Below are 26,969 nucleotides of genomic sequence, written 5' to 3' on the forward strand. Positions count from 1 at the left end.
GGAAAGCTACCTCGCAGGCCTCCACCTCCGTGGCGCGATGATCTGGATCAAGGACCTCACCCGGACCCAGTGATCACAACCGAATACGTGCCCTAGCGGCGGCCGGGCGGGCGGTAAGGCGGCCTGGCCCGGAGCGGGGCCCGCGCTCCGGGCCCGGGCCGGTGGCGTCAGCCGATGGTGTAGGAGGAGCCGAAGGCCGTGACGGTGAACGGACCGTCGAGGTCCCGGTTCCCGGTGGCGGCGATCCGGCGCAGGCACTCGACCCGGTCGACCGACCTGCGCCACTCGTCGGCGGTGGACGAGTTGGCGGGGTTGGTCAGATCGTCGATCCGGACGTCGAAGAAGGCGTCCAGCCAGGCGCGCTCCCCGGCGGTGGCCGGCGGACCCACCCTGTCGGTGGTCCGGGCGACGAGTGCGGGCAGGGCGTCGTACTCGCCGCCGTTGCCGTGCTGGATGGAGGCGTCGTACAGCTCGGCGCGGGCCAGGGCGGTGGTGAGGCCGAGCCGGTCGGCCTGGTCCATCGCCGGGGTGAAGTACCGCTGGTCGACCTGGTCGTCCTGGACCCGCCGGAAGACGGGGTCCCCGGCGGCCTGCTTCCAGGCCGCGACGTACTCGTCCTCGGGCAGGCCGCCGGTCTCCCCGCTGCCGGATGCGGCCAGCCGCTCCAGCTCCGGGACGAAGCGGGCGAGCGGGTTGTCGGGGGAGGCGGCGGTGTAGGCGCGGACGACCTTGAGCGCGTCGCCGTCGTTGGTGGTGAAACCGGCCCGGCCGGCGGTCACGCCCCGGCCGTCCCCGATGTTCTCGGCGTAGCCGTACTGGATCTCGGTGGTGCTGTTCTCGAAGACGCTGATCAGTTGGTCGGCCCGGCGTCGCTGGTCGGGCGTGAGCCCGCCGTCGGACGGCAGTCGGGCGTCGGCGGCCGCGGCCGCCGGGTCGGGTGACGCCTGGGCCGGTGCGACGGTCCACGCCGCGCCCGCGGTGAGTGCGACTGCGGCGGCAACGGCGGCGAGGCGGTGGGTGGTTCGGGAAACGCGCATGGAGGTGCTCCGATCTCCGTGGGGGAAGAGCGCGAGCTCGCGGCAGCAGAGTAGGGCGGGGGGCCTGAGGGGGTCTATAAGGTAAGGAAACTTTCCTAATAAAATTGCGCAGTCGTCGGTGGCGGCGTCTGCGGCGGGGCGTCGGCGCGGGGACCGCATCGGTCCGACCGGTCCCCGCCTCCAGGCGGCGTTTATCGGCCATTGATCGTCGCCGCCTAGTCTCGGGCGCATGGACGAGAGAACGGCCGAGTGGCCGGGGGCAGTGCCCGACGGGCGGATGACGGAGCAGGACACCGAGCGGTTCCGGCAGCTGCTGGCGAAGCTGGAGCATTCGCTGGCGGTCGACCGGGAGGCGGCGGGCCGTGACGCCTGAACTCGCCGGGTGCCGGCCGGTGACGGTGGTTCCGTTGTGGCGGCGCGGCGAGGGCGAACGGGTGGAACACGCGGGCGCGGACCGGCCCGGAGTGCTGCGGGGGCACTCCGGGCCGGTGGCGGTCGATCAGCGGCCGGTGGCGGGCCCGGGGGCCGCCACCGACTGACGGGCGATCAGCAGTCGCATCCGCAGTCGCAGCCGTCACAGCAGTCGCACCCGTCGCAGCAGCTGCAGCAGTCGCCGCACCCGTCACACCCGCTGCAGGCGTCGCAGCATTCGCAGCAGTCGTGCCGTTCGCAGAACCCCTTGCGGCGCTCGCGGCTGAACGGGTCCTCGTGCTCGCAGCAGAGCAGCCGGCACGTGCAGGCCATCAGCGCCCACACTGCGCAGCCGGCGAGCAGGTTGCGCGGGCGTGGCGGCTTCGAGCCGGGCGGGGTGAAGCCGGGGCCCTGCGGCACCCACGGCGGGACCGGCACGCCCGGGTCCTGGCCGGGCGGCGCCTGGTGGGGCGGTGCCTGGTGCGGGTGCTCGGCCGTGGCGCCGCCGGCCGGTCCGTGCTCCGTGCCGCCCCCGGTGCGGCAGCTCGCCGCGTGCGCGGACCCGAAGACCCGGTCGACGGCGCGCTCCGTCTCGTGCGCGAGCAGGAGGTGGACCAGTGCCCGGTCGTTCAGCTCGACCTCGCGCAGTGCGAGTCGGATGCCGTGGACGGCGTCGCGGCAGAGCCGTTCGGCCTCGGCGCGGTCGGTGCCGGTGGCGGTCAGCGGGTTCCAGGCGCCGGAGGCGGCGTCGGCGGTCTGGTCCTCGGCGGCGTCGAGGAGGTGGGCGAGCCGGCCGAACAGGCGCCCGGCCTCGGCGAGCGGGGCGGCGTTGCCGGGGCGGCCGGCGATCGCGGCGGTGTGCGCGAAGGCGGCCGAGGTGGCCGTCTCGGTGGGTTCGGTGACCAGCAGAACGGATCCGCCGGGCCGCAGCGACCGCTCCAACTCGCCCTGGCGGGAGGCGGCGTCGAGCAGGACGGCGGTGTCGAAGCCGACCGTCGAGGCGCTGCCGGCGCTCTGCCGGTCCCAGCGCCGGGTGACCGCGCGGGCCCCGGCGGCGACCGGGCGGCGGGCGAACACGCCGTCGCGGTCCTCGACGTGGTCGCGGATCTTCACCGAGGCGAGCGCGAGCGAGACGGCGGCGGCGAGCCGGGCGCCCTCGCCCCTGGCGACGGAGGCGGTCCGCATGCCGCGCAGCGGGCACGGTCCGGCGGTGCGCCGCCAGGAGGAGTCCTCGCGGGCGGCCTGGGCCTCGACCAGGACGGAGATGATCAGGCCGTCGTAGTTGGTGGCGGTCCGGGCGAGCTGTCCGTGGTCGTCGCGCAGTGCGAGGCAGAGCCCGCACAGGTGGGCCATCCAGGAGGTCTGCAGCCGTTCGGACAGCCGGTGCCTGCACGGTCTGATGATGCCGAACACGATCGTCCCCCTCGACATTCGGGCCGCTGACCGGCCACGATTCGCCGCACATCATATGATCGGCGGCGCGCCTGGACCGAGCCCCCGTCAAGGACGGCCTCCGGGGGGAGACCGGCCCCGGTGGGGTCGACCCCGGGCGAGGAGGGATCCCCGTCGCCGACGGACCCCCGTCGAGCAGGGCCCGGCCGGGGACGGGCCCCCGATCAGCAGGAGGCCCGTCGGCGGGCGGCCGGTTCCCCCGGGGGAGAAGCTGCCGGGGGGCGGCCGGGCCGGGGCCGACCGTGTCGGCGGGAGGGCCTGCGGGCCCTCAGGAGGCGCGGCAGCGCAGCATCTCCAGCGGGGGGTGCGCGAGGAGGTCCGCCCAGAAGTCCTCGCCGTACGCGCGGACGCCGGCCTCGGAGACCTGCAGCGGCACCCACTCCAGCCCGTCGAATCCGGCGGTCCGCAGCGACTGCTCGAAGACCTCCCGGCGCGGCGCCGAGGCGACGATGCTGATCGGCTGCGGGTCGAGGAACGCGGTGACCCGGACCCGCGGGCCGGTCTCGGACTCCTCGCCGGTCGGCTCGCACCGGAACCCGTAGGTCTCCAGGGACGGACAGTCGAAGCGGTAGTCCGGGTTCTGGGCCAGCACGAAGAACTCCCCGCCCGGCACCAGGCTCCGGTGGACCGCGCGGCACATCCGCTCCATCGCCGCCACGGACTCGGCGTAGTTGAGGCACTGCACGCCCAGCGCGATGTCGAAGCGCCGGTCGAGGGGCCGCAGTTCGGCCACGTCCCCGACCTCGTAGGCCAGGCCCAGCGGGTCGCGCCGCTCGATCGCCCGGGCGGCGGCGATCATCTCGCCGGAGATGTCGACCCCGAGGACCTCCGCGGCGCCGCGCCGCTTGAACTCCCGGCTGTAGAAGCCGGTGCCGCACGCCAGGTCGAGGACCGACCTGCCGCGCACGTCCCCGACCATGCCCAGGAAGCTCGGCACCTCGCCGTACCGCATCAGCGGCAGGGACTTGAAGCCCTCGAACGCCTCGCCGATCCCGTCGTACTGCTGCCCGCCCACCGTGTGGTCCTCTCGTCGGATCCGTGTCCCCGCCGCCGCGCCCTCGGCACGCGTCGCGGCCTCTGGCGGGCAGTCAACCGCACGGCCCGCAGGGCGTCGTACTGGTCGAAGCCACAAAGCTGCGCACCGTCCGGGGCCCGGCTCACGGGCGGGAGTACTGGAGGGCGCCGCTCAGACAGCCGTCGCCCGCCCCACGACGTCGCCCGCCCCACGACGTCACCCGCCCCGGCGCCCGCAGGAGGTTCCGGAGAGTGGATCCCGTATCCGGGATAGCATCGCGAATATGGGAATCGATACGGCCGCCGACGAGCGCCTGGCGCAGCGGCTCGCCGAGCTGAGGCTCGAACGCGGGTGGACCTTGGAGGAGTTGGCCCGGCTGGCGGACGTCAGCCGGTCGACGCTGTCGCGGGTGGAGCGGGCGGAGGTCAGTCCGACGGCGGCGCTGCTCGGGCGGCTGTGCGCCGTGTACGGCCGGACGATGTCGCGGCTGCTCGCCGAGGTGGAGGCAGCCGGCCCGGCCCGGCTGGTGCGGGCCGGGGAGCAGCAGGTGTGGCGGGACGAGACCACCGGCTTCGTGCGCCGGTCGGTGTCCCCGCCGCACGGCTCGCTGCGGGCGGAGATCGTCGAGGGCCGGCTGCCCGCGGGCGCCGACATCGCGTACGACCGTGCCTGCGTGCCCGGCCGGGAGCACCACCTCTGGCTGTTGGAGGGCGCGTTGGAGCTGACGGCGGACGGTGAGGCGCAGCTGCTCGCCCCAGGCGACTGCCTGCGCTACGTCGCGGGGACGAGCCGCTTCCGCAGCCTCGGCCCCGGCGACGCCCGGTACGCACTGGTGGTGGTCGAGCCGTGAGCGCCGCCGACGGCCCGCCGGCGAAGGAGCGGTTCGACGCGGCCGGGCGCCGCGTCCTGCTGGTCTGCGTCGCGGGCGGCTTCACGACGCTGCTCGACCAGTCCGTGCTCAACACCTCGATACCCGCCCTGCGCGGCACCCTGCACGCCGGGCCCGCCGACCTGCAGTGGATCGTCGCCGGGTACTCGCTCGCCTTCGGCCTGGCGCTGATACCCGGTGGGCGGCTCGGTGACGTCAAGGGCCGCAAGTGGTTCTTCGTCGCCGGGCTCGCCCTGTTCACCCTGGTCGGCCTGGTCTCCGCGACGGCCACCGAGCCCGGGGTGCTGATCGCGGCCCGGCTGGTCCAGGGGGCGGGCGCGGGCCTGGTCAACTCCCAGATGATCGGCACCCTCCAGGACGTCTTCGACGGCCAGTTGCGGGCCCGCGCCCTCGGCATGTACGCCGTCACCGGCGGCCTCGCCTTCGCCCTCGGCCCGCCGATCGGCGGTGCGGTGCTGGCGGCGGCCGGCCCGGGGCTCGGCTGGCGGCTGACCTTCCTGCTCAACCTGCCCTTCGGCCTGGCCACCCTCGCCCTGGCGGTCCGTCACCTGCCCCGGCCCCGGCCGAGTGCCCGGCAGGCGAACCTCGACCCGGTCGGCCTGCTGCTGGTCGGCGCGCTCACCCTGGTCCTGATGCTGCCCTTCGTCCGGCCGCCGGGCCGGGCCGGCTGGTCGGCGTTCGCGGCCGCCGCGCTCCTGCTGCTCGGCGCGCTCGTGTGGTGGCAGCGCCGCTACGCCCGGGCCGGCGGTCAGCCGCTGATCCACCCCGCGCTCACCCGCTCCGCGCCGTTCGCGCTCGGCACGGTGACGGCGATGGCCCAGTTCGGCTCGTCGCTGGCTGCCTCGCTGGTGCTGACGATGTTCCTCCAGGACGGCCTCGGGCTCTCCCCGATGGGCGCCGCGCTGGTCGCGCTGCCGTCCGCCGTCGCCATGGGCGTCGCCTCCGCGCTCGCCTGGCGGGTCGTCCAGCGCTTCGGCCGGCGCACCGTCACCGTCGGCATGACCGGGTCGGCCCTGACCATGCTCGCCGCCGGACTGGTCGCGCACTGGGCGTCCGCCGCCGTGCTGCCCTGGCTGCTGGCGCTGCTCCAGCTCCTCGGCGGTGCGTCGATCGGCCTGATGGCGTCCACCAACCAGGCGTACGTGCTGCGTCACGCGCCCGCCGAGGCGGCCGGGGTGAGCGGGGCGATCCTGCAGATGGCGCAGCGGATCGCGGCGGCGGTCGCGGTGTCGGCGCTGTCCGGCGTGTACCTGCGGGAGACCGCCGGCGGGGGCGGGCACCGCTCCGCCTACCTCGCCGCCAGCACGGTCTGCGCGGCGGTGGCCGCACTCGCCGTCCTGGCCTCGGTCCTCGCGGGCCGCGCCACCGCACGGGAGCAGCCCGAGGACCGGCCGGTCACGCCGACCCGTCGGCGGACTCCCGTCCGCGACTGAACCCGGCTGGGCGTCGGCGGGTGGTCCCGTCTCCCGCCGCCGTCGCGAATCGGCCGCATCGCCCGGTGCACGGCCGGAATCGGCACGACCCTGCACGAGGCCGAGCAGGACGCCGCCGCCGAACCCGAACCCACCCGGACAGGACCTGGCTCTGGGCTGCCCTCGGCGACAGGCGAGGCCCCGGCTTCGCCGAGATCGAGGTAACCACCCTGTCGATCGACCCGCCCGGGTGGGTCCGCGCGCCCGGCACCGCGCCCGACCAGCGGCTGAGCCGAGGGCGAACACCCGGCCGCGGGCGGGACCGGGGGCCGTAGGGTGGTCGGCATGACCGATGTACGGACGGTGGACCTGCCCGGAGTGACGCTCGCCTACCGTGAGAGCGGGCCCGCCGGAGGACCGCCGCTGGTGCTGCTGCACGCCCTCGGCGAGCGCGCCGCCGACTGGGACGTCGTCCTGCCCGGACTCGCGCCGGGTCACCGGGTGTTCGCGCTCGACCTGCGCGGCCACGGAGACAGCGGCCGGTCCGGTTCCTACAGCCTGCAGGCGATGCGGGACGACGTGCTGGCCTTCCTCGACGCGCTCGGGCTGGAGCGCGTCGACCTGGTCGGCCACTCGATGGGCGGCGCCGTCGCGTTCCTCCTCGCCCAGGCCGCGCCGGAGCGGATCGACCGGCTGGTCCTGGAGGACATCCCGGCGCTGTACCCGCGTCCCGCGAGCGCGCTGCCGGACGAGCCGGACGGGAGCGTCCACTTCGACTGGGCGATGGTCAGGGCCGTCCGGGCCCAGCTGGACGACCCCGATCCGGCCTGGCGGGAGGGGCTGGCGCGGATCACCGCCCGCACCCTGGCGGTCGCCGGCGGGCCGGCGAGTCACATCCCCCAGGAGCGGATCGCCGAACTCGCCCGGCTGATCCCGGACTGCCGGCTCGTCACCGTCGAGGCCGGGCACCTGGTGCACGGTGCCCGGCCCGGGGAGTTCGTCGCCGTGGTGGCGCCGTTCCTGGCCCGCTGAGGGCGCTGAGGACGCTGAGGGCGCTGCGCGGGCCGGGGATCAGACGCCGTGTTCGGCGGCCAGCCGCCCGCTGCGCACCGCGGTGAGCAGGTCGGCGTGGTCCGCCTCGGTGCGGTCCGCGTAGGCGACGGCGAAGGCCGCGACCGCCTCGTCCAGTGCCTCGCCCTTGCCGCAGTACCCCGCCAGCAGCCCCGGGTCGGCGGTGTGCGCGTGGGCCCGGGCGAGCAGGGCGCCGGTGATCCGCGCGTAGTCGTCGAGCTGGCCCGGCTTCAGCGCGGCCGGGTCGACACTGCCCTTGCGGTTGCGGAACTGGCGCACCTGGTACGGGAGTCCGTCCACGGTCGTCCAGCCCAGCAGGGTGTCGCTGACCACCTGCATGTGCTTCTGGCCGAGGACGACCCGGCGGCCCTCGTGGCCGTCCTGCGCCTCCTGCGCCGGCTGCGGCAGATGGGGCAGCAGGACCGACGGGCGAGCCTCCTTCACCTGCAGCACCAGCGGCTGGTCCTGGTGGTCGGTGAGCAGCACCACATACGAGCGGGTGCCGACGCTGCCGGTGCCGACGACCCGGAACGCCACGTCCTGCACCCGGTACCGGGACAGCAGGGTGCGCACCTCGGCGGGCACCGTCTCCACGTACGGGCCGAGCGCGTGGGCGACCGCCCGGGCGGTCGCGTCGGTCACCTCGGTGAGCACCGGCGGGGCGGCCGCGAACCGCCACCCGCCGTCCGCGGTGCGGGAGGTGCTGCGGGCGGCGAACTTGGCGCTGGTGTTGCCGAGCGCCTTGGCGCCGACCTTGCGCAGCACGTCCGCGAGGTCGTGTGCCTCGGCGAAGGAGACCAGCTGCTCGTCGGCGACGGCGTTCCAGGCGTCCAGCGCGGGCAGCTTTGCGAGGGTGCGCATGGTCCGGCGGTACGCGCCGGCCACGTGCTCGGCGGCGTCGCGCGCGGTGGCCTCGCTCGCGCCGGTCTCCCGGCCGGCCAGCACCATGCTGGCGGCGAGCCGCTTCAGGTCCCACTCCCACGGGCCGTGCACGGTCTCGTCGAAGTCGTTGATGTCCATGACCAGTTGGCCGCGGGCGTCGCCGTACAGGCCGAAGTTGGCGGCGTGTGCGTCCCCGCACAGCTGGGCGCCCACCCCGGTCACCGGGGTGTCCGCGAGGTCGGCGGCCATCAACCCGGCCGACCCGCGCAGGAACGCGAACGGCGTGGCGGCCATCCGCCCGACCCTGATCGGCACCAACGCGTCGATCCGGCCCGCGTTCGACGCTTCGAGCGCCTGCACGGCGGTCGGCCGCCCGGGGGCCGCGGCGAACTCCGCGTGCCGCTCCCGGGGCACCCGCAGCCTCAGTTCCTTGCCCCGCTCCTTGGCCTGCCCGTCCTGCGCCGACGCGAACCCGGCCACCGCGAACCCGCGCCGGGCCGGTCCGGCCGGGCCGTCCCCGCTGCGCTGCGCCACGACACCCGGGCCGCCCCGGCCTCCCGCCGTTCTCGGCTCCGCCCCGTCCACTGCCTCGGTCATCCGCGCCACCGCGCCCCGCCCGTCCCTTCCGGTCCTCACCCGCCCGCGACCTGCGCGGATGGTGTCATCGGGGGGAGTGACGTCCGGAGCCGCGCGGTGGTTCCTGCGGGGCGCGTGAGATGCGCGGGCGGTCGCGGTCGCGGTCGCGGTCGCGGTCACGGGGGCGGTGGGCAGCGGTCGCAGGAGCGGTGGGTGGGTCGGGCGTCCTCGCCCGCCCCGGGCCGCGGCGCGAGGGGTGCGTGAGGGGTGCGGACCGGGTGCCGTCCCGGGCCGGGGTAGCGTGGGCGCGTGGATGATCTTCGGGGGATCCTGCGCGCCCGTGCGGTCGCAGGGGCGGCAGCGGTGGTGACGGTGGCCGCCGGACTGGGTGTGCGGGCGGTGGCGGGCGGGGACGTCGCCAAGTACGCGGGGGACGCGCTCTACACCGTCCTGCTGTACGCCCTGATCGTGCTGGCCGTTCCGCGGGTGCGCCCGGTCCGGGCCGGCGTGGCGGCGGCCGCGCTGAGCTGGGCCGTGGAGCTGTTCCAGCTCACCGGGCTGCCGGACGCGTGGGGCCGCCGCAGCACCTGCGCCCGGCTGGTCCTCGGCTCGACCTTCAACCCGCCGGACCTGTTCTGGTACCTGGTCGGCGCGGTCGGGGCCGTGCTGCTCCACCGGGCGGCGCGGAGGGTGCGTCCCGCGCTGTCCGGTGGAGCGGCACGACGGGCCTGACCGGCCTGACGGTCCGTCAGAGGGGCATCAGGTCGGGCCGCTTGGCCTCGACGTGGTCGCCGGAGGACTCGCCGCGCAGGCGTCGGCCGACCCACGGGATCAGGTGTTCGCGGGCCCACTGGATGTTCTCGCGCCGCTGGTCGGCGGGCGTGAGCACGGGGGCGTCCGGCCACGGCGCCTCCGGGTCCTGGTCGGTGGCCAGGCCCAGTGAGCGGGCGGCCAGCAGGGCGACCCGCTGGTGGCCGTCGCCGGACAGGTGCAGTCGGTCCTCGCTCCACGCGCGCCGGTCCTGCACCGCGCGCAGCGACCACAGGTCGGCCACCTTGCAGCCGTTGCGGTCGGCGACGGCCCGCATGTGCCCGTTGTAGGTGGCGATCTTGCCGCGCAGGTGCTTCAGCAGCGGGACGTCGCGGGTGTCGAAGCCGGTGCAGATCAGCACGGTCCCGGCGGACGCGGCGAGGCGGACGACGGCCGCCTCGAAGCGCTCCGCGACCTCGTCCGGGTCGCTTCCGGGCCGCAGGATGTCGTTGCCGCCGGCGCAGAAGGTGGCCAGGTCGGGCTGGAGGCGCTCGGCCTGCGGCACCTGCTCGGCCGCGATCTGGTCCAGCAGCCGGCCGCGCACCGCGAGGTTGGCGTAGCGGAACGCGCCCGGCGGGCACCCGTCGGCGAGGATCCCGGCCAGGCGGTCGGCCCACCCGGCGAACCTGCCGTCGACACCGGGGTCGTTCAGGCCTTCGGTGAAGCTGTCCCCGAGGGCGGCGTACGAACTGAGGTGAAGGGTCTCCTGGAGGTTCGGCATGAAAGAGATAGTTCACCTAATCAAGTGACCTACGCCACCGTAGGTGGCCCTGGTGGCACGTGAGATGGAGCACGTACGCTCATCGGCCCCTTCCCGCCGCTCGGAGCGCCGTGCCGCGGAAAACACAAGATCCGTACCCCCTACCGCTTCCGGGCCCGCCCGGCCGATGCTCGAAGGGAGCGGCCGCCCGGCCGCCGTCCTCCTGGGGGAAGGCATCCATGGCCACCGACACGCGCTCCGGCGCACCCGAGACCTGGTCCATCGACGACCGCTGCACCAACTGCGACGTCGCCCGACAGCTCGCGCCGGACCTGGTCCGCGAGCACGCCGGCCGCTCCGAGCTGGTCCGGCAGCCGCGCGACGCGGCCGAGCGCCGGCAACTGCTGGCCGCCGCCCACGCCTGCCCGACCCGCTCCGTGCGCCCCGGCACCGGCCCGCTCGACCCCGGTGGCGACCCCTTCCCGCTCGCGCTCGACGACGCCGGCGACGTGCTGCTGCTCGGCCACAACTCCCGCCGGACCGCGGGCGCCAACTCCTACCTCTGCCGCCGCCCCGGCGGCTGGGCGATGGTCGACACGCCCCGCTACAGCGAGGCCCTCGCCGCCCGCTACGCCGCGCTGGGCCCGGTCACCGACGTCCTGCTCACCCACCGCGACCACGCCGCGCACGGCCGGCGCTACGCCGACCGGCTCGGCGCCCGGCTCTGGATCCACGAGGGTGACCTCGACGCCGCCCCCGACGCGGACCGGGTGCTGCGCGGCACCGGGCCGGTGGAGATCACCCCCGGGCTGGTCGCCCATCCGTTCCCCGGCCACACCCGCGGCAGCGTGCTGTTCGTCGCCGACGAGCGGTACTGCTTCAGCGGCGACAGCCTGTACTGGTCCCGCACCACCGGGGACGTGGAGGTTCAGGAGGCGGTCACCTGGTACTCGATCGAGGAGCAGGCCGCCTCGCTGGAACGCGCCCTGGGCGTGCTCCGCTTCGAGTGGCTGCTGCCCGGCCACGGCGACCGGCGCCGGATGCCCGCCGAGGAAGCGGACCGTCGGCTGCGCTCCCTCGCCGAGCGCTGCCGGGGGCTGCGTCCGGCGCCGGTCGACTTCACGGCGGTCCGCTGGTAGCGACGGGCGCTCCGTCGTCGGCTCTCCCCGTCGGCAGCCGACGGGGAGAGCCCGTGCGCCGGTGCTCGCGCCGGTTGCGCGGGGGCGTGCGTCCACCGGGGGCGCCCGCGCGGGTGTGCGAACGGTGCCGCCGGGGCAGCCGCCTCTGCAACAGAGCGGCGTTCCGTACCGGCGGAACCCGGCCCCTCCCGCGATCCAAGGACGGTTGAGCCATGCCCTCGCAGACCCCGGAGCGCACCGCGCGGCCACGGCGCTACCTGATGTGCCGTCCGACGCACTTCACCGTGGACTACGCGATCAATCCGTGGATGGACCCGGGCCGGCCCACCGACACCGCGCTCGCGCTGCGCCAGTGGGAGCGGCTCCGCCGGACCTACCGCCGGCTCGGCCACACCGTCGAACTGATCGACCCGCTGCCCGGGCTGCCCGACATGGTCTACGCCGCCAACGGCGCGACCGTACTGGACGGCCGGGCCCTGGTGGCGACCTTCCGCCACCCGGAGCGCGCCGCCGAGTCGGACGCCTACCAGGCCTGGTTCCGGGCGCACGGCTACCGGGAGGTGCGCCGCGCCGGGCACGTCAACGAGGGCGAGGGCGACCACCTGGTGGTGGGCGGCCGGGTGCTCGCCGGGACGGGCTTCCGCAGCACGCGGGCCGCGCATGCCGAGGCGGGCGAGCTGTTCGGCGTCCCGGTGGTCAGCCTGAACCTGGTCGACCCGCGCTTCTACCACCTGGACACCGCCCTGGCCGTCCTCGCCGACGACCACGTCATGTACTACCCGGAGGCCTTCGACACCGACGGCCGCGCGGTGCTGCGCACGCTCTACCCGGACGCGATCCTCGCCGACCGCGCCGACGCCGAGGTGTTCGGACTGAACGCGGTCTCCGACGGCCGCCGGGTGCTGCTGCCGGAGACCGCCAAGAACCTGGCGGGCCGCCTCGCCGAGCACGGCTACGAGCCGATCCCGGTGGACGTCTCCGAGTTGCTGAAGGGCGGCGGCGGGGCCAAGTGCTGCACGCTGGAGCTCAGGCCGTGAGCACCGCGCCCACCAGCAGCACCTCCAGGGTGCGCGGGCCGTGCACCCCCTCCACCCGGTCGAGTTCGATGTCGCTGGTCGCGGACGGCCCCGAGATCCAGGTCTGCGGCCGCCGGGGATCCAGGCGGGGCAGCGCGAGCGGCACCGAGGCGACGACCTGCTCCGGCGCCCGGACGACGCACACGTGGTGATCGGGGACGAGCGAGAGCAGCCGCCGCCCCTGGCCGGGACCGGCGTCCAGCACGATCGTCCCGGTCTCGGCGACGGCCAGCGCGCAGCCGGTGACCACGCTGTCGACGGTGTCGAGCCTGGCCGCAGTGAGCGTCCCGCGGTCCGGGACGAGTTCGACGGCGGAGGCGGCCGCCGCCAGCCAGCCGGCCGGCAGCCCGTCCGGCACCGCGACCGTCCGGCTGCCCCGCCCGGCCAGCAACCCGGCGATCCGCTGCGGCAGTTCGTCCTCGTGGCACTGGTGCACCAGGGCCCGGTAGTCGGCCAGGTTGCGGTGCAGCAGGTCGACCAGTGCCGCAGGGTCGTCCGGCGGCACGTGGGAGGTCAGGTAGTCGCGGGGCACCGGCTGCTCGTCCGCCCCGGCGGTGTCGCCGAGCGCGGTCCGGATCCGGGCGAGGATCGACTCCCGTGCGGTCATGTGCGGTTCCTCCGCCACCAGTCGCGGAACGGTTCGGCGGGCACCTCCGGCAGGTCCCGGGTGTCGGTCCAGGCCCGCCCGGGCCCGGGCAGCCGGCGGGGGTGCAGCGCGCGGGTGCGCCCGGCCAACCGTTCGGCGGCCGCGAGCGCCGCCGGGTGGTCCAGCACGTACCCGGCGGCGGCCACCGCGGCCCGCTCCAGCGGGTGCCCGCCCTGCTCGGCGACCCGCTCGCGCAGGTGGACCAGCACCTCGGGGATGTCGATCGCCACCGGGCACACCTCGTAGCAGGCCCCGCAGAGCGAGGAGGCGAACGGCAGCGAGGCCTCCAACGGGCTTGCGGTGCCGCGCAGTTGTGGTGTCAGGGCGGCGCCGATCGGCCCCGGGTACACCGATCCGTACGCGTGGCCGCCGGCCCGCTCGTACACCGGGCAGACGTTGAGGCAGGCCGAGCAGCGGATGCAGCGCAGCGTCTGGCGGCCGACCTCGTCGGCGAGCGCGGCGGTGCGGCCGTTGTCCAGCAGCACCAGGTGGAACTCGTCCGGGCCGTCGCCCCCGCTCGTGCCCGTCCACATCGAGGTGTACGGGTTCATCCGCTCGGCGGTGGAGGAGCGGGCAGCAGTTGGAGGAAGACCTCCAGGTCCCGCCAGGTCGGCACGACCTTCTCGATGCCGACCACGGAGATCAGCGTGCGCGGCAGGGTGAGGCACATCCGGCCGTTGCCCTCGGACTCGACGACGACCAGGGTGCCGGTCTCGGCGACCATGAAGTTGGCGCCGGAGACGGCCACCCGGGCGCGCAGGAACTTCTCCCGCAGGTGCAGCCGGGCGGCCTCGGCGAGTTCGGCGGGGGAGTCGGTGAGGCCCTCGGGCGCCGGGCGGCCCCAGTCGGCCATCCGTTCGGCGAACACCTCCCGGATCTCGCCCCGGTTGCGGTGGATCGCGGGCACCAGGATGTGCGAGGGCCGGTCGTCGCCCAACTGCACGATCAGTTCGGCGAGATCGGTCTCGTAGGCGGTGACGCCCTCGGCGTCGAGCGCCTCGTTCAGCCCGATCTCCTGGGTGGCCATCGACTTGACCTTGACGACCTCGGTCTCCCCGGTGGCCCGGACCAGGCCGGCGACGATCCGGTTGGCCTCCTCGGCGTCGGCGGCCCAGTGCACGGTGCCGCCGGCCGCGGTGACGGACTCCTCCAACCGCAGCAGGTGGCGGTCGAGGTGGCGCAGCGTGTGGTCCTTGATCGCCTTCCCGGCGGCGCGCAGCTCGGCCCAGTCGGCGAGTTCGGCGACCGCCCGGGCCCGCTTGTCGCGGATGGTGTGGGTGGCGTGCCGCAGGTTGGCGCGCAGCCGTTCGTCCCGTACGGCCCGGGCGGCGGCCTCGGGGAAGGCGGGCATGCCGAGGAAGGTGCCGGTCACGTGGGCCTCCAGGGGTGCTCCTCGGTGGCGGCCAGGATCTCCGCCAGGTGCAGCGGGCGCAGTGCCTCGCCCTGGCGGCGCAGCGTGCCGTCGAGGTGCAGCAGGCAGGAGTTGTCGGCGCCGCACAGCACCCGGGCGCCGGTGCCGAGGGCGTTCGCGATCTTGTCGGCGGCCATGGCCGCCGAGACCGCCGCGTTCTTGACCGCGAAGGTGCCGCCGAATCCGCAGCACTCCTCCGCGCCGGGGAGCTCGACCAGCTCCAGCCCCCGGACGGCGCGCAGCAGTCGGCGCGGCCGCTCGCCCAGTCCGAGCACCCGCAGGCCGTGGCAGGAGGGGTGGTAGGTGACGGTGTGCGGGAAGTGCGCGCCGACGTCCTCGACGCCGAGCACGTCGGTCAGGAACTCGGTCAGCTCGTACACCCGGGGCGCCAGTTCGGCGGCGAGTCCGGCCAGTTCGCCGCCCCGGCCCTCGGCGGCGGCCCGGGCGCCGATCCGCGCGTAGGCGTCGCGGACCATCGCGACGCAGGAACCGGAGGGGGTGACCACGTGGTCGTACCCGGCGAAGGCCCGCGCGGTGCGCCGCACCAGCGGTTCGCAGGCCCTCCGGTAGCCGGTGTTGTACTGCGGCTGCCCGCAGCAGGTCTGTCCGGCGGGGAAGTCCACCGTCACGCCGAGGCGTTCCAGCAGCCGCACGGTGGCGACCGCGGTGGCGGGGAACAGCGCGTCGTTGACGCAGGTGGCGAACAGCGCGACCCGCATCCGGGCTCCCTCCAGTCGTGCGGCACCGGCCCGCTCGTGATCGTATCGAGCGGACCGGTGCCGTGGGGGGAACTCGCCGTCGTGAGCCCGGAGTCAGCCGCGGGCCCGGGGATCAGGACCCGCGGCGCCGGTCCGGGGGGATCGGGACCCGCGCCCCCCGGACCGGGGATCCGGCCAGGGCGCCTGTGATCAGGCGCCGAGCCACAGGTCGGGGCCGAACACCTCGTAGTGGATGTCGGCGGCCGGGACGCCCGCCGTCAGCAGCTGCTCGCGGACGGCGCGCAGGAAGGGCAGCGGGCCGCAGAGGTAGGCGGTGGTGCCGGCCGGCACCTCGACGGAGGCGAGGTCGACCAGTCCGGTGCGCTCGGCCGGCCACTCGCCGAGCGGCCGCTCGTAGAAGACGTGGGCGGTGGCGTTCGGCAGCTCGGCGGTCAGCCGGGCCAGGTCGGCGCGGAAGGCGTGGTCGAGCTGGTCGCGGTCGCCGTGCACCGAGACGATCCGGCGGGTGGAGCCGGTGGCGGCCAGGTGGTCGAGCATCGCGGTCATCGGGGTGTTGCCGATGCCGGCGGAGGCGAGCAGCACCGGGCCGTCGCCGTCGGCCAGGAGGACGTCGCCCATCGGGGCCGAGAGCTCGACGGTGTCGCCGGCCCGCAGGTGGTCGTGCAGGTGGCCGGAGACCTCGCCGCCCGGTTCGCGCTTGACGCTGAAGCGCAGCGCGCCGTCGGCCCCGCCGGAGAGGCTGTACTGGCGGATCTGCCGGGCGCCGTCGGGCAGTTCGGTGCGCACGGAGACGTACTGGCCGGGGCGGGACGCCGGGCCGGGGCGGCCGTCGGCGGGGCGGACCAGGTAGCTGGTGACGGTCTCGGTCTCCTGGTGGCGGGCCACCACGGTGTACGGGCGCCACAGGTCGTCCGGGTCGCCGCCCGCGGCGGCCTCGGTGCGCAGCCGGTTCTCGACGGCCATCAGGGCGTTGGCCATCAGCCAGTACACCTCGTCCCAGGCGGCGGCGACCTCGGGGGTGACGGCCTCGCCGAGGACCTCCACGATGGCGGCGAACAGGTGCTCGTGGACGATCTTGTACTGGTCGTCGGCGATGCCGACCGAGACGTGCTTGTGGGCGATCCGGGCCAGCATCGCGTCCGGGCGCTGGTCCGGGTGGGCGACCAGGGCGGAGGCGAAGGCGGCTATCGAACCGGCGAGGGCCTGGCGCTGGGTGCCGTTGGCCTGGTTGCCCCGGTTGAAGAGGTCGCGCAGCAGCTCGGGGTGGGCGGCGAACAGCCGGTCGTAGAAGCGCGGGGTGATGTCGCCGATGGCGGCGCCCACGACGGGCAGGGTGGCCTCGATGACCTCGGCGGACTTCGCGGACAGCATCAGTGGGGCTCCTAATTGGTATCTGAGATTCGCATTAAAGGCCGCGCGGTGGCGCGCGACCCCGTTGGGGGCGGGTCGGTCGGGTGGGGTGGGGGTGGAGCGGTGGGTGGGGCGGGGTCAGCCGGCGGACCCGGTGGCGGGACTGCCCGGCGGTCGTGCGGTGAGGCTGAGCAGGACCGGCCCGGTGGGCGCGGCCACCAGGTCGTCGATGCAGAGCGGGTCGAGCGTGGCGAAGAACGCCTCCTGGGCGTTGCGCAGCGCCCCGCGCAGCCGGCACGCGGCCCGCAGTGGGCACGGCGGATCGTCCTCGCAGCCGACCACGTCGCCGACGCCCTCCAGCTCCCGCAGCAGCAGTCCGAGCGAGCCGGTCCGCCCGGCGAAGGTGAGCATCAGCCCGCCGCCGCGACCGCGCCGGGCCTCCACCACCCCGAGGTGCTGCAGGCGGCTGACCACCTTCGCCGCGTGGGTGTAGGGCACGCCGACCGACTCGGCCACCTCGCGGGTGGTCGGGTTGTCGCCCTCCTTCAGGACCGCCAGTCGCATGGCGATCCGGAGGGCGATGTCGGTGCTCTTGGTCAACCTCACGTTCGAAACGCTATCGAATGCGACTCCACAACTCCAATTTTCTGCACGCCCCCGATCGGGCCGGTCCGTCGGCTGTCCCCGGCGAACCGGTCGAATCTGAACAGTTGGCGACATTAATGGTCACCCGCTGACGGGCAGTCAGCACGGCTTCTACGCTTCGTCCGGCCCCGGGCCCGCCCCGCGCGTGGCGCGGCGCCCCGGCCGGGACGCACCGCACCGCCCGTGCGGCCCGGTACCGCAGGTGCGGCCGGGCACCGTCGACCCCGCACGTGACGTACCGCGCAGCCGCACCGCCCGCACCACCGCACAGCCGCACCACCGCACCGCCGACCGAACGGAGAGACCGTGAGAACACGCCGAGCACCCCGCCGGACCCTGACGGCCGTGACCGCGATAGCCGCGGCCACGGCCGCACTGCTGTCCCAGCCCGGCACCGCCCGGGCCGCCGCACCACCGCCGACCGTCACCGCCCAGGTACCGGTGGCGCCCTACCCGGCCGGTGTCGCGCTGACGCCGGACCGCGGCCACGCCTACGTCACCAGCCAGAGCACCGGCTCCGTCAGCGTGCTGGACACCGCGAGCGGGACGGTGACGGGCAGCTTCACCGACGGCTCCGGCTCCTACGCGGTCGCCGTCTCGCCCGACGGGCACCGCGCCTACCTGACGCACCACCTGGACAACACGGTCAGCGTCGTGGACACCGCGTCCAACACCGTGACCGCGACCGTCCCGGTCGGCGCCCAGCCCTGGGGCCTCGCCCTGTCGCCCGACGGCGCGCGCGCCTACGTGAGCAATGCCGCCGCCAACACCGTGAGCGTGCTGGACACCGCGTCGAACACCGTCACCGCGACCGTCCCGGTCGGTGCCGAGCCGCATGGGCTGGCCGTCTCGGCGGACGGCAAGCGGCTGTACGTCGCGGCCTCCGGGGACAAGGCGGTGAACGTCGTCGACACCGTGGGCAGCGCGGTGAGCGCCACCGTTCCCGTCGGCCACAGCGCCTTCGGCCTCGCCCTCAGCCCCGACGGCAGCCGGCTCTGGGTCGCCGACGGCGACGACAGCACCGCCGCCGTGATCGACACCGCGGCGAACGCGGTCCTGGGCACCGTCGCGGTCGGCTCCGGTCCGTACGCCGTGACCCTCGCCCCAGACGGCTCGGCCGCGTACGTGTCCAACTACGCCGACAACACGCTGAGCGTGGTGGACACCGCCGCCCGGACCGTCACCGCGACCGTCCCGGTGGGTGCGAGCCCGTACGCGCTGGCGCTGACCGCCGACGGGCGGCACGGCTACCTGGCGGACTTCACCGGCGGCGCCGTCCAGGTGCTGGACTTCCCGCTGCCGGTGCCGGCCGTGACCGCGGTCACGCCGAACGGCGGCTCCGGGACGGGCGGCGTCGCGGTGACCGTCACCGGCACCGACCTCAACGGCGCCACCGCCGTGACCTTCGGTGCGGCCGGCGTGGCCACCGCCTTCAACTGCACCAGGACCAGCTGCACCGCGACCGCCCCCGCCACCACCGTGACCGGTCCGGTGGACGTCCGGGTCACCACGCCCGGCGGCACCAGCGCGGCCGTCGCCGCCGACCGCTTCACCTACACCGCGCCCAGCGCCCACCTGGGCGTGGCGCTCACCGCGACCCCGGTGACCCAGCTGCTCGCCAGCCGGGTCGACTACGTGGTCACGCTGACCAACCAGGGGCCGGACCCGCTGACGGCGGCCGCCGTGGCCGCCACCCTGCCCGCCGGGCTGACCTGGAGCTCCACCGACTGCACGGTCGCGGCCGGGAAGCTCACCTGCTCGCTGTCCGCACCGCTGGCCAAGGGGGCGACCGCCGTCCGGCACTTCTCGGCCAGGGTCGGCCTGCTCTCGCCGATCCGGAACTGGGACGTCACCGTGGCCCGTTCGGCCGGCACGCCCGCCGACCCGTCTCCCACCACCAGCCGGGACACCCGCAGTTGCGCCAGCGTCCTCGGACTGACGATCACCTGCAAGTAGCACCCGCGTCCGTCCGGGCGCCCCGGGTCCGTCGTCGGACTGCGGCGCCGGCCCGGACGAGGGTGTGAGCACGGACCTCGGGCCCCGCCGGTACCCCCGGCGGGGCCTCCGCCGCCGACGGCGCCGGGACGGTGCTGGACGAAGTGTCCGATCTGGACGTACAGTCCAGACATGCCCTCGGAAAACCCCGACCCCCGGGTGCGGACCTTCGCCCCGGTCTGCCGCGCGGTGGCCCTGCTGCTCGGCCCGTACGCCGAGGTGGTGCTGCACGACCCCGCCACCGACCGGGTGCTCGCCATCTGGAACCCGATGACCCCCCGCGCCCCCGGCGACCCGTCGATGCTCGGCGAACTCGACGAGGTCGACCCCTCCGCCCCCGACGTCTACGGCCCGTACGAGAAGTCGCTGCCCGACGGCCGCCGGCTCTCCTCCGTCAGCGCCGTGCTGCGCGACGACGCCGGCCGGCCCACGGCGGTGCTCTGCGTCAACCTCGACCGGGGCCCGCTGGAACAGGCCGCCGCCCTGCTGGCCGGCTTCGCCGCACCCAGCGCGCCACGCCCCGAACCGCTCTTCGAGCGGGACTGGACGGAGCGGATGAACGACGTGATCGGCGACCGCGTCCGCGCGCAGGGCCGTCCGCTGGAACGCTTCACCCGCGAGGACCGGCTGGCCGTGCTGCGCGAACTCGACGAGGCCGGGGTGTTCGCCGTGCGCCGCGCCGTTCCCGTCGTCGCCACCGCACTGCGGATCTCCCGCTCCACCGCCTACAGCCTGCTCGCCGAACTCAAGCACCCCGCGGGGCCCTGAACCCCACGCGGCCCTGAACCCCGCAGGACCGCGCCCCCCCCGCAGGACCGCACGCCCCGCAGGACCGCACGCCCCGCAGCCCCCCGCGGGCCTCAGGAAGGAACCGCCCCGTGCCCCAGCTCCCCGACTTCCGGCTCGAAACCCACCTGTCCCGCTGGGAGTTCACCGCCCCCCACCACCTCACCGCCTCCGACGCCCAGACCATGACGATGGCCGAGCTGCTCGCCCTGGCCGGCCCCGAGGACCGCGAGGCCTGGGACACCCTCGCCCTCGGCTACACCGAGACCTACGGCGACCCCGGGCTGCGCCGGGCCGTCGCCGGGATGTACGAGCGGGTCGACGCGGACGACGTGATCTGCTTCGGCGGTGCCCAGGAGGGGCTGAACCTCGCCATGCGGGTGCTGCTCGAACCGGGCGACCACGCGGTGGTGGTGACCCCCAACTACCAGTCCGCCGAGACGATTCCGCTCTCCCTGTGCGAGGTCACCGGCGTCGCGCTGGACGAGCGGCGGGACTGGGCGCTGGACCTCGACGCGGTCGAGGCGGCGCTGCGCCCGAACACCAGGGTGGTGTCGGTCAACTTCCCGAACAACCCCACCGGCGCGGTGATCGGCGCCGCCGACTTCGCCCGGCTCGTCGAACTCTGCGACGGGCGCGGCATCCGGCTCTTCTCGGACGAGGTCTACCGCGGCCTGGAGCGCGACCCGTCGCGGACCCTCCCGCAGGCCGCCGACCTCTCCGAGCGCGCCCTCTCGCTCAACGTCACCTCCAAGTCGCTCGGCCTGCCCGGCCTGCGGATCGGCTGGATCGCCTGCCGGGACCGGGAGTTGCGCGCCCGCCTGGAGCGGGCCAAGCACTACGCCACGATCTGCAACTCGGCGCCGAGCGAGGTGCTGGCCCGGATCGCGATCACGGCCCGCGAACGGATCCTGGCGCGCAACCGCGGCATCATCGCGGAGAACCTGCCGCTCTTCGACGCCTTCTTCGCGGAGTTCGCCGACCGCTTCGAGTGGCGCGCCCCGGACGGCGGCTGCGTCGCGTTCCCGCGGTACCTCGGGGCGGACGGCGTCGAGGACTTCTGCGCCGGGCTGGTCGAGCAGGCGGGCGTCATCCTGCTGCCCGCGAGCATCTTCCGCTCCGAGCTGACGCCCACCCCGGTCGACCGCTTCCGCATCGGCCTCGGCCGCCGCGACCCGGGTCCGGCCCTGGAGGCCTTCGCCGGCTGGCTCCGCAAGCACTGACGCCCGCCGGGGCCCACGACCGGGACGGGGCGCCGGCCACCGGGGGAGCGGTGGCCGGCGCCCCGGCCGTCACGGGTGTGCGGGAGCGCTCAGAGCTTCTGCCAGGCCGGCTTGGCCGCGTAGGTGTCGCGGAAGTAGTCGGCGAGCTTGAGGCGCGAGGCGGCGGCCTCGTCGACCACTACGGTGGCGTGCGGGTGCAGCTGGAGCGCGGAGGCGGGGACGACGGCGGACAGCGGGCCCTCGACGGCGAGCGCGACGGCTTCGGCCTTGGCCTCGCCGGTGGCGAGCAGTACCAGGTGGCGGGCCTCCAGGATGGTGCCGATGCCCTGGGTGATGACGTGGTGCGGGACCTCGTCGATGCTGTCGAAGAAGCGCGCGTTGTCCTCGCGGGTCTGCCGGGTCAGGGTCTTGATCCGGGTCCGGGAGGCCAGCGAGGAGCAGGGCTCGTTGAAGCCGATGTGGCCGTCCGTGCCGATGCCGAGCAGCTGGAGGTCGACGCCGCCGGCCCCGGCCAGCGCCCGGTCGTACGCGGTGGCGGCCGCGGCGATGTCCGTCGCGTTGCCGTCCGGGCCCAGGAAGGAGTCCTCGGTCAGGCCGAGAGGCTCCACGACCTCGCGCAGCACCACCGAGCGGTAGGACTCCGGGTGGCCGGCCGGCAGGCCGACGTACTCGTCCAGCTGGCAGACGCGCGCCCGGGAGGCGTCCAGCCGGCCGTCGCCGACCCGCGCGGCGAGGGCCTGGTAGATCGGCAGCGGGGTCGAGCCGGTCGCCACGCCGAGCAGGGCGTCGGGCTTGTCGGTCAGCAGATCGGTGATCGCCGCGGCGATGAGCTCGCCGGCCGCTGGGGCGTCTGGGACGATCACGATTTCCATACTGGGTCCACCGTTCTGAGGCGCGTCTGAGGTCTAGACCTCCGAGGTCTAGACCAGTTTGCCGTGAACGGGTGCCCCAGGTCCACCCGGGGCCTGGTCGGAGCCGGTCTCCGGGCCCCTCGGCGCGGGACGCCGAAGGGCCGGCCGCCGGGAACGGGGGTCCCGGCGGCCGGCCCCGAGCGGGGCGCCGACCCGGCTCGTCCTGCGCCTACCGTCCGGTCGTGCGGACGGAGCGTGTGCGTATGCGTGTGCTGCCCGTCGAGGGCCCCGCGATCAGAACGGGTTGGTACAGGTGGTGACCTGCTTGGTCGCGTCCAGCGCCGGGCCGGCGGTGGCGCAGATCATGCGCAGGTCGGTGGTGACGACGCGCGGGGTGACGGCCTTGGCGGAGCCGATCCGCACGGTGGTGGCCGAGGCCGCGGTCTCCCAGGGGCTGCCCCAGGCGGCCTGGGTGCGGACCTCGACCTTGACGATCGTCAACTGGGCCGGGTCGGCGGTGACCTGGGCGACGCCGACGACGCCCTCGCCGTCGGCCTGGTGCGAGATGCAGGGGCGGTTGAGCACCGTGGCGCAGGCCACGGCGTCGGTCTCGGACGTTGCCGTGGCGGCCATGGCCGGGCCCGCCGCGAGTCCGGCGATCCCTGCCACCGTCACCAATACAGCTGCGATCCGAGTGCGCATGATGCGAACCTCCTTGGAATTTAAGGGAATCTCACTCCTTGGGATGAGTGTTGCACACATTGTGGACGTCGCGTGTGTGCGTTGCGTCACACTCATGGTGACCATTCAACTACATACCGCAACCGTTCGCCCAGTGTTCGATATCCGGACAGCTTGCGGTCTGACGGACGATCAGTTCGTGGTCGTCGAAGCGCAGGTCGTCCGGTGCGGAGCCGGTGTCGCGCCACGTACCACCTGGCGGTCGGGTGGCGTTGGTGCGGACGGTGCCGGAGAGGCGGAGCGTGTCCTGATGCCCCGGTGCCGCACTCCGGGAACCGCCTGCTTGACCGTCTCTTTGATCATTCTTTTGCTCACCGTGTCTGCTTCGTCGCCCGGTGGGGGCCGGATCGGGCGGCAACTGCCGGTGCGGCGATCCCGGTCGGCGGTGTCCCTCACCCGTCCGAGTGGCGGGAGTGCCGCCGGGCGGAATCGGGCGGATACCATCGACCCGATCCCACGGAGGTGGCTGCGTGGACACGGTCATCGTGCAACTTCCCGGCCCGGGGCGCGAGATGGCGCCCGGTGCAGTGCCCGCCCTGCTGCGGATGGGCCCGGGCGAGGCCGCGGTGTTCGGGCGCGGCGAGCCCGGCCGGCCGCCCGCCATCCCGCTGCCCGACCAGGGCGTCTCCCGCCGCGCGGGCGAGGTGGTCGCGGCGGAGGACTACTGGCGGCTGTCCAACTTCAGCACCTCCGCCACCTACGTGGTGGAGAACCTGGAGGGCGCGGGGGAGCACGTCAAGGTCGCCCCCGGCCGGCTCGGCGCACCCGTACCGTTCGAACTGTCCCGGGTGCTGCTGCCCGCGCTCGGCGAACCCGCCTCCTTCAAGGTCTTCGCCCCGCAGCACGCCTACCTGGACGGCGGGCCCGGCGGCGCCGACGGCGAACGCACCGTCAGCCCCTTCGCCCTGGACCCGACCGCCAAGTACTTCCTGGTGCTGCTCGCGCTCTGCGAGCCCCGGCTCCGCTCGCCCTCCGCGGCCGCCGTCCCCGGGGTGACCGAGGTGCTGGCCAGGCTGCGCGCCCTGCCGTCCTGCCGCGGGCTGACCCGCTCGGCGGTGAACTACCACATCGACTACCTGGTGGAGACCAAGCTGCGGCTGCGGGAGCCGTACGAGGAGGGCCCCGGCGGCGGCAAGCGCGAGGAACTCGCGGCGCTGGCCCTGAGGTTCGACCTCGTCCGGGAGGAGCACCTGGCCCTGCTCCCGCCCCGTCGTGCGGCCGCCCGGTCGTGAGGCCCGCCGCCGGGCCCGGTCCGGAGCCGCCAGAGGGGCCGGCGGAGGAACCCCGGGACGAACCGTCGGACGAAACGTCGCAGGAGCGGACCCCCGGGGGTCACCGGCCGCACGACCGGCCCTTCCGGGTGCCGGACGGCTACCCGATCGCCGGGTACCGGCTCGGTGCCCTCCTCGGTGCGGGCGCCTGGGGCAGCGTCCACGCCGCCGAGGGGCCGGACGGCGCCCCGGCCGCCGTCAAGCTGCTCGCCGCCGCCCGGTTCAGTCCGGGCCAGCGCCGGACCGTGGCCCGGATGGCCCGCAGCGAACAGCGTTTCAGCCGTCGCGCCGACCACCCGCACCTGATCCGCACCGTCGCCGTGATCACCATCGAGGACCCGGACCACCCGGACCTGGACGGAACCGTCGCCCTGGTGATGGAGCGCGCCGCCCGCAGCCTGCAGGACGTGCTGGCGGTGGCCCGCCCCGGCACCGCGGTGCCCGGCGCCGAGCGCGTCCTCGCCGAGGTCTGCGCCGGGCTGACCCACATGCACCGGTCCGGCTGGGTGCACGGGGACCTGAAACCGGCCAATGTCCTCCTGATGCCCGACGGCACCGCCAAGATCGCCGACTTCGGCCTCACCGCCGAACTGGAGGGCACCCACGCGTACGCCCCGCCGCTGGGCTCGCCCGACCACGTCCCGCCCGAGTGGTGGTCCCAGCGCACCGGCGCGCGCGGCGTCGCGGTGCGCCCCAGCGCCGACGTCTGGGCCTTCGGCGTGCTCGCCCACCAGCTGCTCACCGGCGGACTGCACCCCTTCCTCGGCGCCACCGCCCGGGCCCGCTCGCTGGCCGCCCAGGCGTACGCGCGCGGCGCCGCCCCGCTGCGGTTGGACGCGACGCTGCCGGCGCGCTGGCGCCCGGTGGTCACCGCCTGCCTCGCGCCCGGCCGGGAGGAACGGGCCCGCATCGACCTCGCCGCGCTGGTCGCCCGGGCCACCGCCCGTCCGGTCCGTCGCCGCCGCGCCGCCGTGCGGGCCGGAGCCGGCCTGCTGGCCTGCGTGTTCAGCGTCCTGGCGCTGACCGGGGGGCCGGAGCCCGCCGGGCCGGGCGCCCACCGGGGCCCGCCGCCGCTGCCCGGCACGATCCCGGCCGGCTCGGACGTCCCGGTCGCCTACCGGGGCATGATCGTCGACGCCGCCCGGCGCTGCCCCGAACCGGAGGTCACCCCGGTGCTGCTCGCCGCGATGCTCAAGGCCGAGAGCGGCTTCGACCCGAACGCGGCCCGCCCGGAGACCGGCGAGTACGGCATCGCCATGTGGACGCCCGCTGTCTTCGACGCCTGGGCCAGGGCGGCCACCCACGCCGGACCCAAGTCCTACCTGGACCCCGGCGACGCCATCGCCGCGATGGGCAACTACGTCTGCTGGCTGGACCAGCAGCTCAAGCACGCCGGCTACACCCGCGACCTGCCGGCCCTCGTCTCGGCTGCCTACCGCACCAGCGACAAGACCGTGGAGGCGACCGGCGGCGTCCCGGACCGGGTGCGGGCGCACGTCGACACGGTGCTCCGGTACCTGGCCGAATACGGAGGGTGAGGGTACGAACCGGGGCGAGTCGTGCCACCTCCCCACGTATCCCGGCGCGGGCACGCGGGTGACCGGTCCCCGGTCTGGGATCCTCGGCGGCATGATCACGAAGCTCCGCGCGGCGGCCGCGCAATGGACCGTCGTCGTTCCGGTGGTGTCGTTCGTCGTCCTCGCCCTGACCTGGCACGAGGACCTGCCCGGCCGGGTGGTGGGCGTGGTGGCCTGCTTCCTGATCGCGGCCGTGCTTGCCGCCGTGCACCACGCCGAGGTCATCGCGCACTGGTCGGGGGAGCCGTTCGGATCCCTGGTGCTGGCGGTGGCGGTCACCGTGATCGAGGTCGCCCTGATCGTGACGCTGATGGCCGACGGCGGGGACAAGTCCGCCACCCTCGCCCGGGACACCGTGTTCGCCGCCGTGATGATCACCTGCAACGGCATCCTCGGGTTGTCCATCCTGGTCACCGCGATCAGGTACCGCACCGCGGTCTTCAACGCGGAGGGCACCGGCGCCGCGCTCGCCTGCATCGCCACCCTCGCGACCCTCAGCCTGGTGCTTCCGACCTTCACCACCAGCTCGCCCGGCCCGCAGTTCTCGACCACCCAGCTGGCCTACGCGGCGACCGCCTCGCTCGTGGTCTACGGACTGTTCGTCGCCACCCAGACCGTCCGGCACCGGGACTACTTCCTGGCCGTCACCCCCGAGGGCCGGGTGCTGGACGAGGACGACCACGCGAGCCCGCCCACCCTCCGGGCCGCCGGGGTCAGCCTGCTGCTGCTCGCCGTCGCCCTGGTCTCGGTGGTCGGCCTGGCCAAGGGCGTCTCGCCGACCATCGAGAAGGCGGTCGACGACGCCGGGCTCCCGCACGCCGTCGTCGGCGTGGTGATCGCCATGATGGTGCTGCTGCCGGAGACCATCGCAGCGCTGCGCGCGGCCGTCCGCAACCGGGTGCAGACCAGCCTCAACCTCGCCCTCGGCTCGGCACTCGCCAGCATCGGCCTCACCATCCCGGCGGTCGCGATCGCCTCGACCTGGCTGTCCGGCCCGCTCGTCCTCGGCCTCGACCCGGCGTACATGGTGCTGCTGACCCTGACGATCGTGCTGGGCATCCTCACGGTGATCCCGCGCCGGGCGACGCTGCTGCAGGGCGCGGTGCACCTGGTGGTGCTGGCGGGATACGTGGTGCTGGCATTGAACCCGTGACGGCCGGTCAGCCGTAGTCCGGGGTGGAAGCCCCTGCCGTGCGGTCACCGCGGACACCACCAAGATCGCGCGCTGGCTGGGCGAGATCGTCCGGAAGGTCGAGCCGAAGGACGGCGAGATCGTGGCGCTGC

The 26,969-nt window shown here is 74.9% G+C and carries 24 protein-coding genes and 2 pseudogenes; 14 read left to right on the forward strand and 12 right to left on the reverse strand.

The features are described from left to right. Positions 1-167 precede the first annotated feature (167 nt). Positions 168-1,037: a chitosanase gene (locus tag AB0D10_RS43425; protein ID WP_360267704.1), complete on the reverse strand. Its 870-nt coding sequence runs from the start codon at positions 1,035-1,037 to the stop codon at positions 168-170. 229 nt (positions 1,038-1,266) lie between these two features. On the opposite strand from AB0D10_RS43425, the gene AB0D10_RS43430 reads away from it, so the two are divergent. After that, complete coding sequence (locus AB0D10_RS43430) at positions 1,267-1,410, forward strand: hypothetical protein (protein ID WP_360267707.1); 144 nt, start codon at positions 1,267-1,269, stop codon at positions 1,408-1,410. 173 nt (positions 1,411-1,583) lie between these two features. On the opposite strand, the gene AB0D10_RS43435 is transcribed toward AB0D10_RS43430, so the two are convergent. After that, positions 1,584-2,861: a DUF5685 family protein gene (locus AB0D10_RS43435; protein ID WP_360267709.1), complete on the reverse strand. Its 1,278-nt coding sequence runs from the start codon at positions 2,859-2,861 to the stop codon at positions 1,584-1,586. Positions 2,862-3,168: 307 nt separating this feature from the next. Further along, positions 3,169-3,915 (reverse strand): class I SAM-dependent methyltransferase, encoded by a 747-nt coding sequence (locus AB0D10_RS43440; RefSeq protein WP_360267712.1) that lies wholly within the window; start codon positions 3,913-3,915, stop codon positions 3,169-3,171. A gap of 283 nt (positions 3,916-4,198) precedes the next feature. Here AB0D10_RS43440 and AB0D10_RS43445 point away from each other — a divergent pair, with 283 nt between their 5' ends. From AB0D10_RS43445 to AB0D10_RS43455, 3 genes are all read left to right on the forward strand, one after another. Further along, positions 4,199-4,765 (forward strand): XRE family transcriptional regulator, encoded by a 567-nt coding sequence (locus AB0D10_RS43445; RefSeq protein ID WP_360267715.1) that lies wholly within the window; start codon positions 4,199-4,201, stop codon positions 4,763-4,765. Further along, positions 4,762-6,237 (forward strand): MFS transporter, encoded by a 1,476-nt coding sequence (locus AB0D10_RS43450; RefSeq protein WP_360267717.1) that lies wholly within the window; start codon positions 4,762-4,764, stop codon positions 6,235-6,237. Before AB0D10_RS43445 ends, AB0D10_RS43450 begins: the two co-directional genes overlap by 4 nt. A gap of 324 nt (positions 6,238-6,561) precedes the next feature. Continuing rightward, the gene (locus AB0D10_RS43455; protein ID WP_360267719.1) at positions 6,562-7,248 is read left to right on the forward strand and encodes an alpha/beta fold hydrolase; all 687 of its coding nucleotides are present in this window, start codon (positions 6,562-6,564) and stop codon (positions 7,246-7,248) included. A 39-nt stretch (positions 7,249-7,287) separates the two neighbouring features. On the opposite strand, the gene AB0D10_RS43460 is transcribed toward AB0D10_RS43455, so the two are convergent. Further along, entirely contained in the window at positions 7,288-8,766 is a 1,479-nt protein-coding gene (locus AB0D10_RS43460) for a DUF2252 domain-containing protein (RefSeq protein ID WP_360267722.1), read from the reverse strand. A 288-nt stretch (positions 8,767-9,054) separates the two neighbouring features. Between AB0D10_RS43460 and AB0D10_RS43465 the strand changes: the two genes are divergently transcribed. Then, entirely contained in the window at positions 9,055-9,477 is a 423-nt protein-coding gene (locus AB0D10_RS43465) for a DUF2809 domain-containing protein (RefSeq protein ID WP_360267724.1), read from the forward strand. Between the two features lie 16 nt (positions 9,478-9,493). Here the strand turns inward: AB0D10_RS43465 and AB0D10_RS43470 are convergent, their stop codons facing one another. Continuing rightward, positions 9,494-10,276, reverse strand: a complete 783-nt coding sequence (locus AB0D10_RS43470; RefSeq protein ID WP_360267729.1) for an SGNH/GDSL hydrolase family protein — start codon at positions 10,274-10,276, stop codon at positions 9,494-9,496. A gap of 218 nt (positions 10,277-10,494) precedes the next feature. Here AB0D10_RS43470 and AB0D10_RS43475 point away from each other — a divergent pair, with 218 nt between their 5' ends. Both AB0D10_RS43475 and ddaH read left to right on the forward strand, forming a co-directional pair. Further along, entirely contained in the window at positions 10,495-11,394 is a 900-nt protein-coding gene (locus AB0D10_RS43475; protein WP_360267732.1) for an MBL fold metallo-hydrolase, read from the forward strand. 212 nt (positions 11,395-11,606) lie between these two features. Further along, entirely contained in the window at positions 11,607-12,431 is an 825-nt protein-coding gene (gene ddaH, locus AB0D10_RS43480; protein WP_360267734.1) for a dimethylargininase, read from the forward strand. On the opposite strand, the gene AB0D10_RS43485 is transcribed toward ddaH, so the two are convergent. The 5 genes and pseudogenes from AB0D10_RS43485 to AB0D10_RS43505 all read right to left on the reverse strand — a co-directional run bounded on the left by AB0D10_RS43485 (position 12,421) and on the right by AB0D10_RS43505 (position 17,202). After that, the gene (locus AB0D10_RS43485; protein WP_360267737.1) at positions 12,421-13,077 is read right to left on the reverse strand and encodes an LUD domain-containing protein; all 657 of its coding nucleotides are present in this window, start codon (positions 13,075-13,077) and stop codon (positions 12,421-12,423) included. The two genes, ddaH and AB0D10_RS43485, sit on opposite strands and share 11 nt — an antisense overlap. Then, positions 13,074-14,488 (reverse strand): annotated as a pseudogene (locus tag AB0D10_RS43490) (lactate utilization protein B). Before AB0D10_RS43490 ends, AB0D10_RS43485 begins: the two are co-directional and overlap by 4 nt. Next, positions 14,485-15,246: a (Fe-S)-binding protein gene (locus AB0D10_RS43495; RefSeq protein WP_360267740.1), complete on the reverse strand. Its 762-nt coding sequence runs from the start codon at positions 15,244-15,246 to the stop codon at positions 14,485-14,487. The pseudogene AB0D10_RS43490 and the gene AB0D10_RS43495 overlap by 4 nt, the downstream one beginning before the upstream one ends. A gap of 189 nt (positions 15,247-15,435) precedes the next feature. Next, positions 15,436-16,617 carry a globin domain-containing protein gene (locus tag AB0D10_RS43500; protein ID WP_360267742.1) on the reverse strand — a complete coding sequence of 394 codons (1,182 nt, stop codon included), beginning with the start codon at positions 16,615-16,617 and terminating at the stop codon, positions 15,436-15,438. A 117-nt stretch (positions 16,618-16,734) separates the two neighbouring features. Continuing rightward, complete coding sequence (locus AB0D10_RS43505) at positions 16,735-17,202, reverse strand: Rrf2 family transcriptional regulator (protein ID WP_360267745.1); 468 nt, start codon at positions 17,200-17,202, stop codon at positions 16,735-16,737. A gap of 384 nt (positions 17,203-17,586) precedes the next feature. Between AB0D10_RS43505 and AB0D10_RS43510 the strand changes: the two genes are divergently transcribed. The 3 genes from AB0D10_RS43510 to AB0D10_RS43520 all read left to right on the forward strand — a co-directional run bounded on the left by AB0D10_RS43510 (position 17,587) and on the right by AB0D10_RS43520 (position 21,245). Beyond that, positions 17,587-19,197 (forward strand): beta-propeller fold lactonase family protein, encoded by a 1,611-nt coding sequence (locus AB0D10_RS43510; protein WP_360267748.1) that lies wholly within the window; start codon positions 17,587-17,589, stop codon positions 19,195-19,197. A 171-nt stretch (positions 19,198-19,368) separates the two neighbouring features. Further along, entirely contained in the window at positions 19,369-20,004 is a 636-nt protein-coding gene (locus AB0D10_RS43515; RefSeq protein WP_360267751.1) for a PAS domain-containing protein, read from the forward strand. A 110-nt stretch (positions 20,005-20,114) separates the two neighbouring features. Beyond that, positions 20,115-21,245 (forward strand): aminotransferase class I/II-fold pyridoxal phosphate-dependent enzyme, encoded by a 1,131-nt coding sequence (locus tag AB0D10_RS43520; RefSeq protein ID WP_360267754.1) that lies wholly within the window; start codon positions 20,115-20,117, stop codon positions 21,243-21,245. 89 nt (positions 21,246-21,334) lie between these two features. Here AB0D10_RS43520 and nagB read toward each other — a convergent pair whose 3' ends face one another. Beyond that, positions 21,335-22,117, reverse strand: coding sequence for a glucosamine-6-phosphate deaminase (gene nagB / locus AB0D10_RS43525; protein ID WP_360267757.1), 783 nt, complete (start codon positions 22,115-22,117; stop codon positions 21,335-21,337). Between the two features lie 273 nt (positions 22,118-22,390). Beyond that, on the reverse strand, positions 22,391-22,798 hold the full coding sequence (locus AB0D10_RS43530) for a hypothetical protein (RefSeq protein WP_360267759.1): 408 nt from the start codon (positions 22,796-22,798) through the stop codon (positions 22,391-22,393). Positions 22,799-23,307: 509 nt separating this feature from the next. Here AB0D10_RS43530 and AB0D10_RS43535 point away from each other — a divergent pair. The 4 genes and pseudogenes from AB0D10_RS43535 to AB0D10_RS43550 all read left to right on the forward strand — a co-directional run. Continuing rightward, entirely contained in the window at positions 23,308-24,069 is a 762-nt protein-coding gene (locus tag AB0D10_RS43535; protein WP_360267762.1) for a serine/threonine protein kinase, read from the forward strand. A 128-nt stretch (positions 24,070-24,197) separates the two neighbouring features. Beyond that, the gene (locus AB0D10_RS43540; RefSeq protein WP_360267765.1) at positions 24,198-25,646 is read left to right on the forward strand and encodes a serine/threonine-protein kinase; all 1,449 of its coding nucleotides are present in this window, start codon (positions 24,198-24,200) and stop codon (positions 25,644-25,646) included. Positions 25,647-25,737: 91 nt separating this feature from the next. Beyond that, positions 25,738-26,838 (forward strand): ionic transporter y4hA, encoded by a 1,101-nt coding sequence (locus tag AB0D10_RS43545; RefSeq protein ID WP_360267768.1) that lies wholly within the window; start codon positions 25,738-25,740, stop codon positions 26,836-26,838. 37 nt (positions 26,839-26,875) lie between these two features. Further along, positions 26,876-26,969 (forward strand): annotated as a pseudogene (locus tag AB0D10_RS43550) (phage tail protein); the annotation flags it as partial.

The sequence above is a fragment of the Kitasatospora sp. NPDC048545 genome, from assembly GCF_040651155.1.
GTDB lineage: Bacteria > Actinomycetota > Actinomycetes > Streptomycetales > Streptomycetaceae > Kitasatospora.

Excerpts from the sequence above, each read along its gene's own strand:
- AB0D10_RS43430 (WP_360267707.1), top strand. The coding sequence starts at position 1,267 with ATGGACGAGAGAACGGCCGAGTGGCCGGGGGCAGTGCCCGACGGGCGG.
- AB0D10_RS43485 (WP_360267737.1), bottom strand. The coding sequence starts at position 13,077 with ATGACCGCACGGGAGTCGATCCTCGCCCGGATCCGGACCGCGCTCGGC.
- AB0D10_RS43445 (WP_360267715.1), top strand. The coding sequence starts at position 4,199 with ATGGGAATCGATACGGCCGCCGACGAGCGCCTGGCGCAGCGGCTCGCC.
- AB0D10_RS43460 (WP_360267722.1), bottom strand. The coding sequence starts at position 8,766 with ATGACCGAGGCAGTGGACGGGGCGGAGCCGAGAACGGCGGGAGGCCGG.
- AB0D10_RS43515 (WP_360267751.1), top strand. The coding sequence starts at position 19,369 with ATGCCCTCGGAAAACCCCGACCCCCGGGTGCGGACCTTCGCCCCGGTC.
- AB0D10_RS43500 (WP_360267742.1), bottom strand. The coding sequence starts at position 16,617 with ATGCTGTCCGCGAAGTCCGCCGAGGTCATCGAGGCCACCCTGCCCGTC.
- AB0D10_RS43470 (WP_360267729.1), bottom strand. The coding sequence starts at position 10,276 with ATGCCGAACCTCCAGGAGACCCTTCACCTCAGTTCGTACGCCGCCCTC.
- ddaH (WP_360267734.1), top strand. The coding sequence starts at position 11,607 with ATGCCCTCGCAGACCCCGGAGCGCACCGCGCGGCCACGGCGCTACCTG.
- nagB (WP_360267757.1), bottom strand. The coding sequence starts at position 22,117 with ATGGAAATCGTGATCGTCCCAGACGCCCCAGCGGCCGGCGAGCTCATC.
- AB0D10_RS43425 (WP_360267704.1), bottom strand. The coding sequence starts at position 1,037 with ATGCGCGTTTCCCGAACCACCCACCGCCTCGCCGCCGTTGCCGCCGCA.
- AB0D10_RS43475 (WP_360267732.1), top strand. The coding sequence starts at position 10,495 with ATGGCCACCGACACGCGCTCCGGCGCACCCGAGACCTGGTCCATCGAC.
- AB0D10_RS43495 (WP_360267740.1), bottom strand. The coding sequence starts at position 15,246 with ATGCGGGTCGCGCTGTTCGCCACCTGCGTCAACGACGCGCTGTTCCCC.
- AB0D10_RS43545 (WP_360267768.1), top strand. The coding sequence starts at position 25,738 with ATGATCACGAAGCTCCGCGCGGCGGCCGCGCAATGGACCGTCGTCGTT.
- AB0D10_RS43530 (WP_360267759.1), bottom strand. The coding sequence starts at position 22,798 with ATGCGCACTCGGATCGCAGCTGTATTGGTGACGGTGGCAGGGATCGCC.
- AB0D10_RS43455 (WP_360267719.1), top strand. The coding sequence starts at position 6,562 with ATGACCGATGTACGGACGGTGGACCTGCCCGGAGTGACGCTCGCCTAC.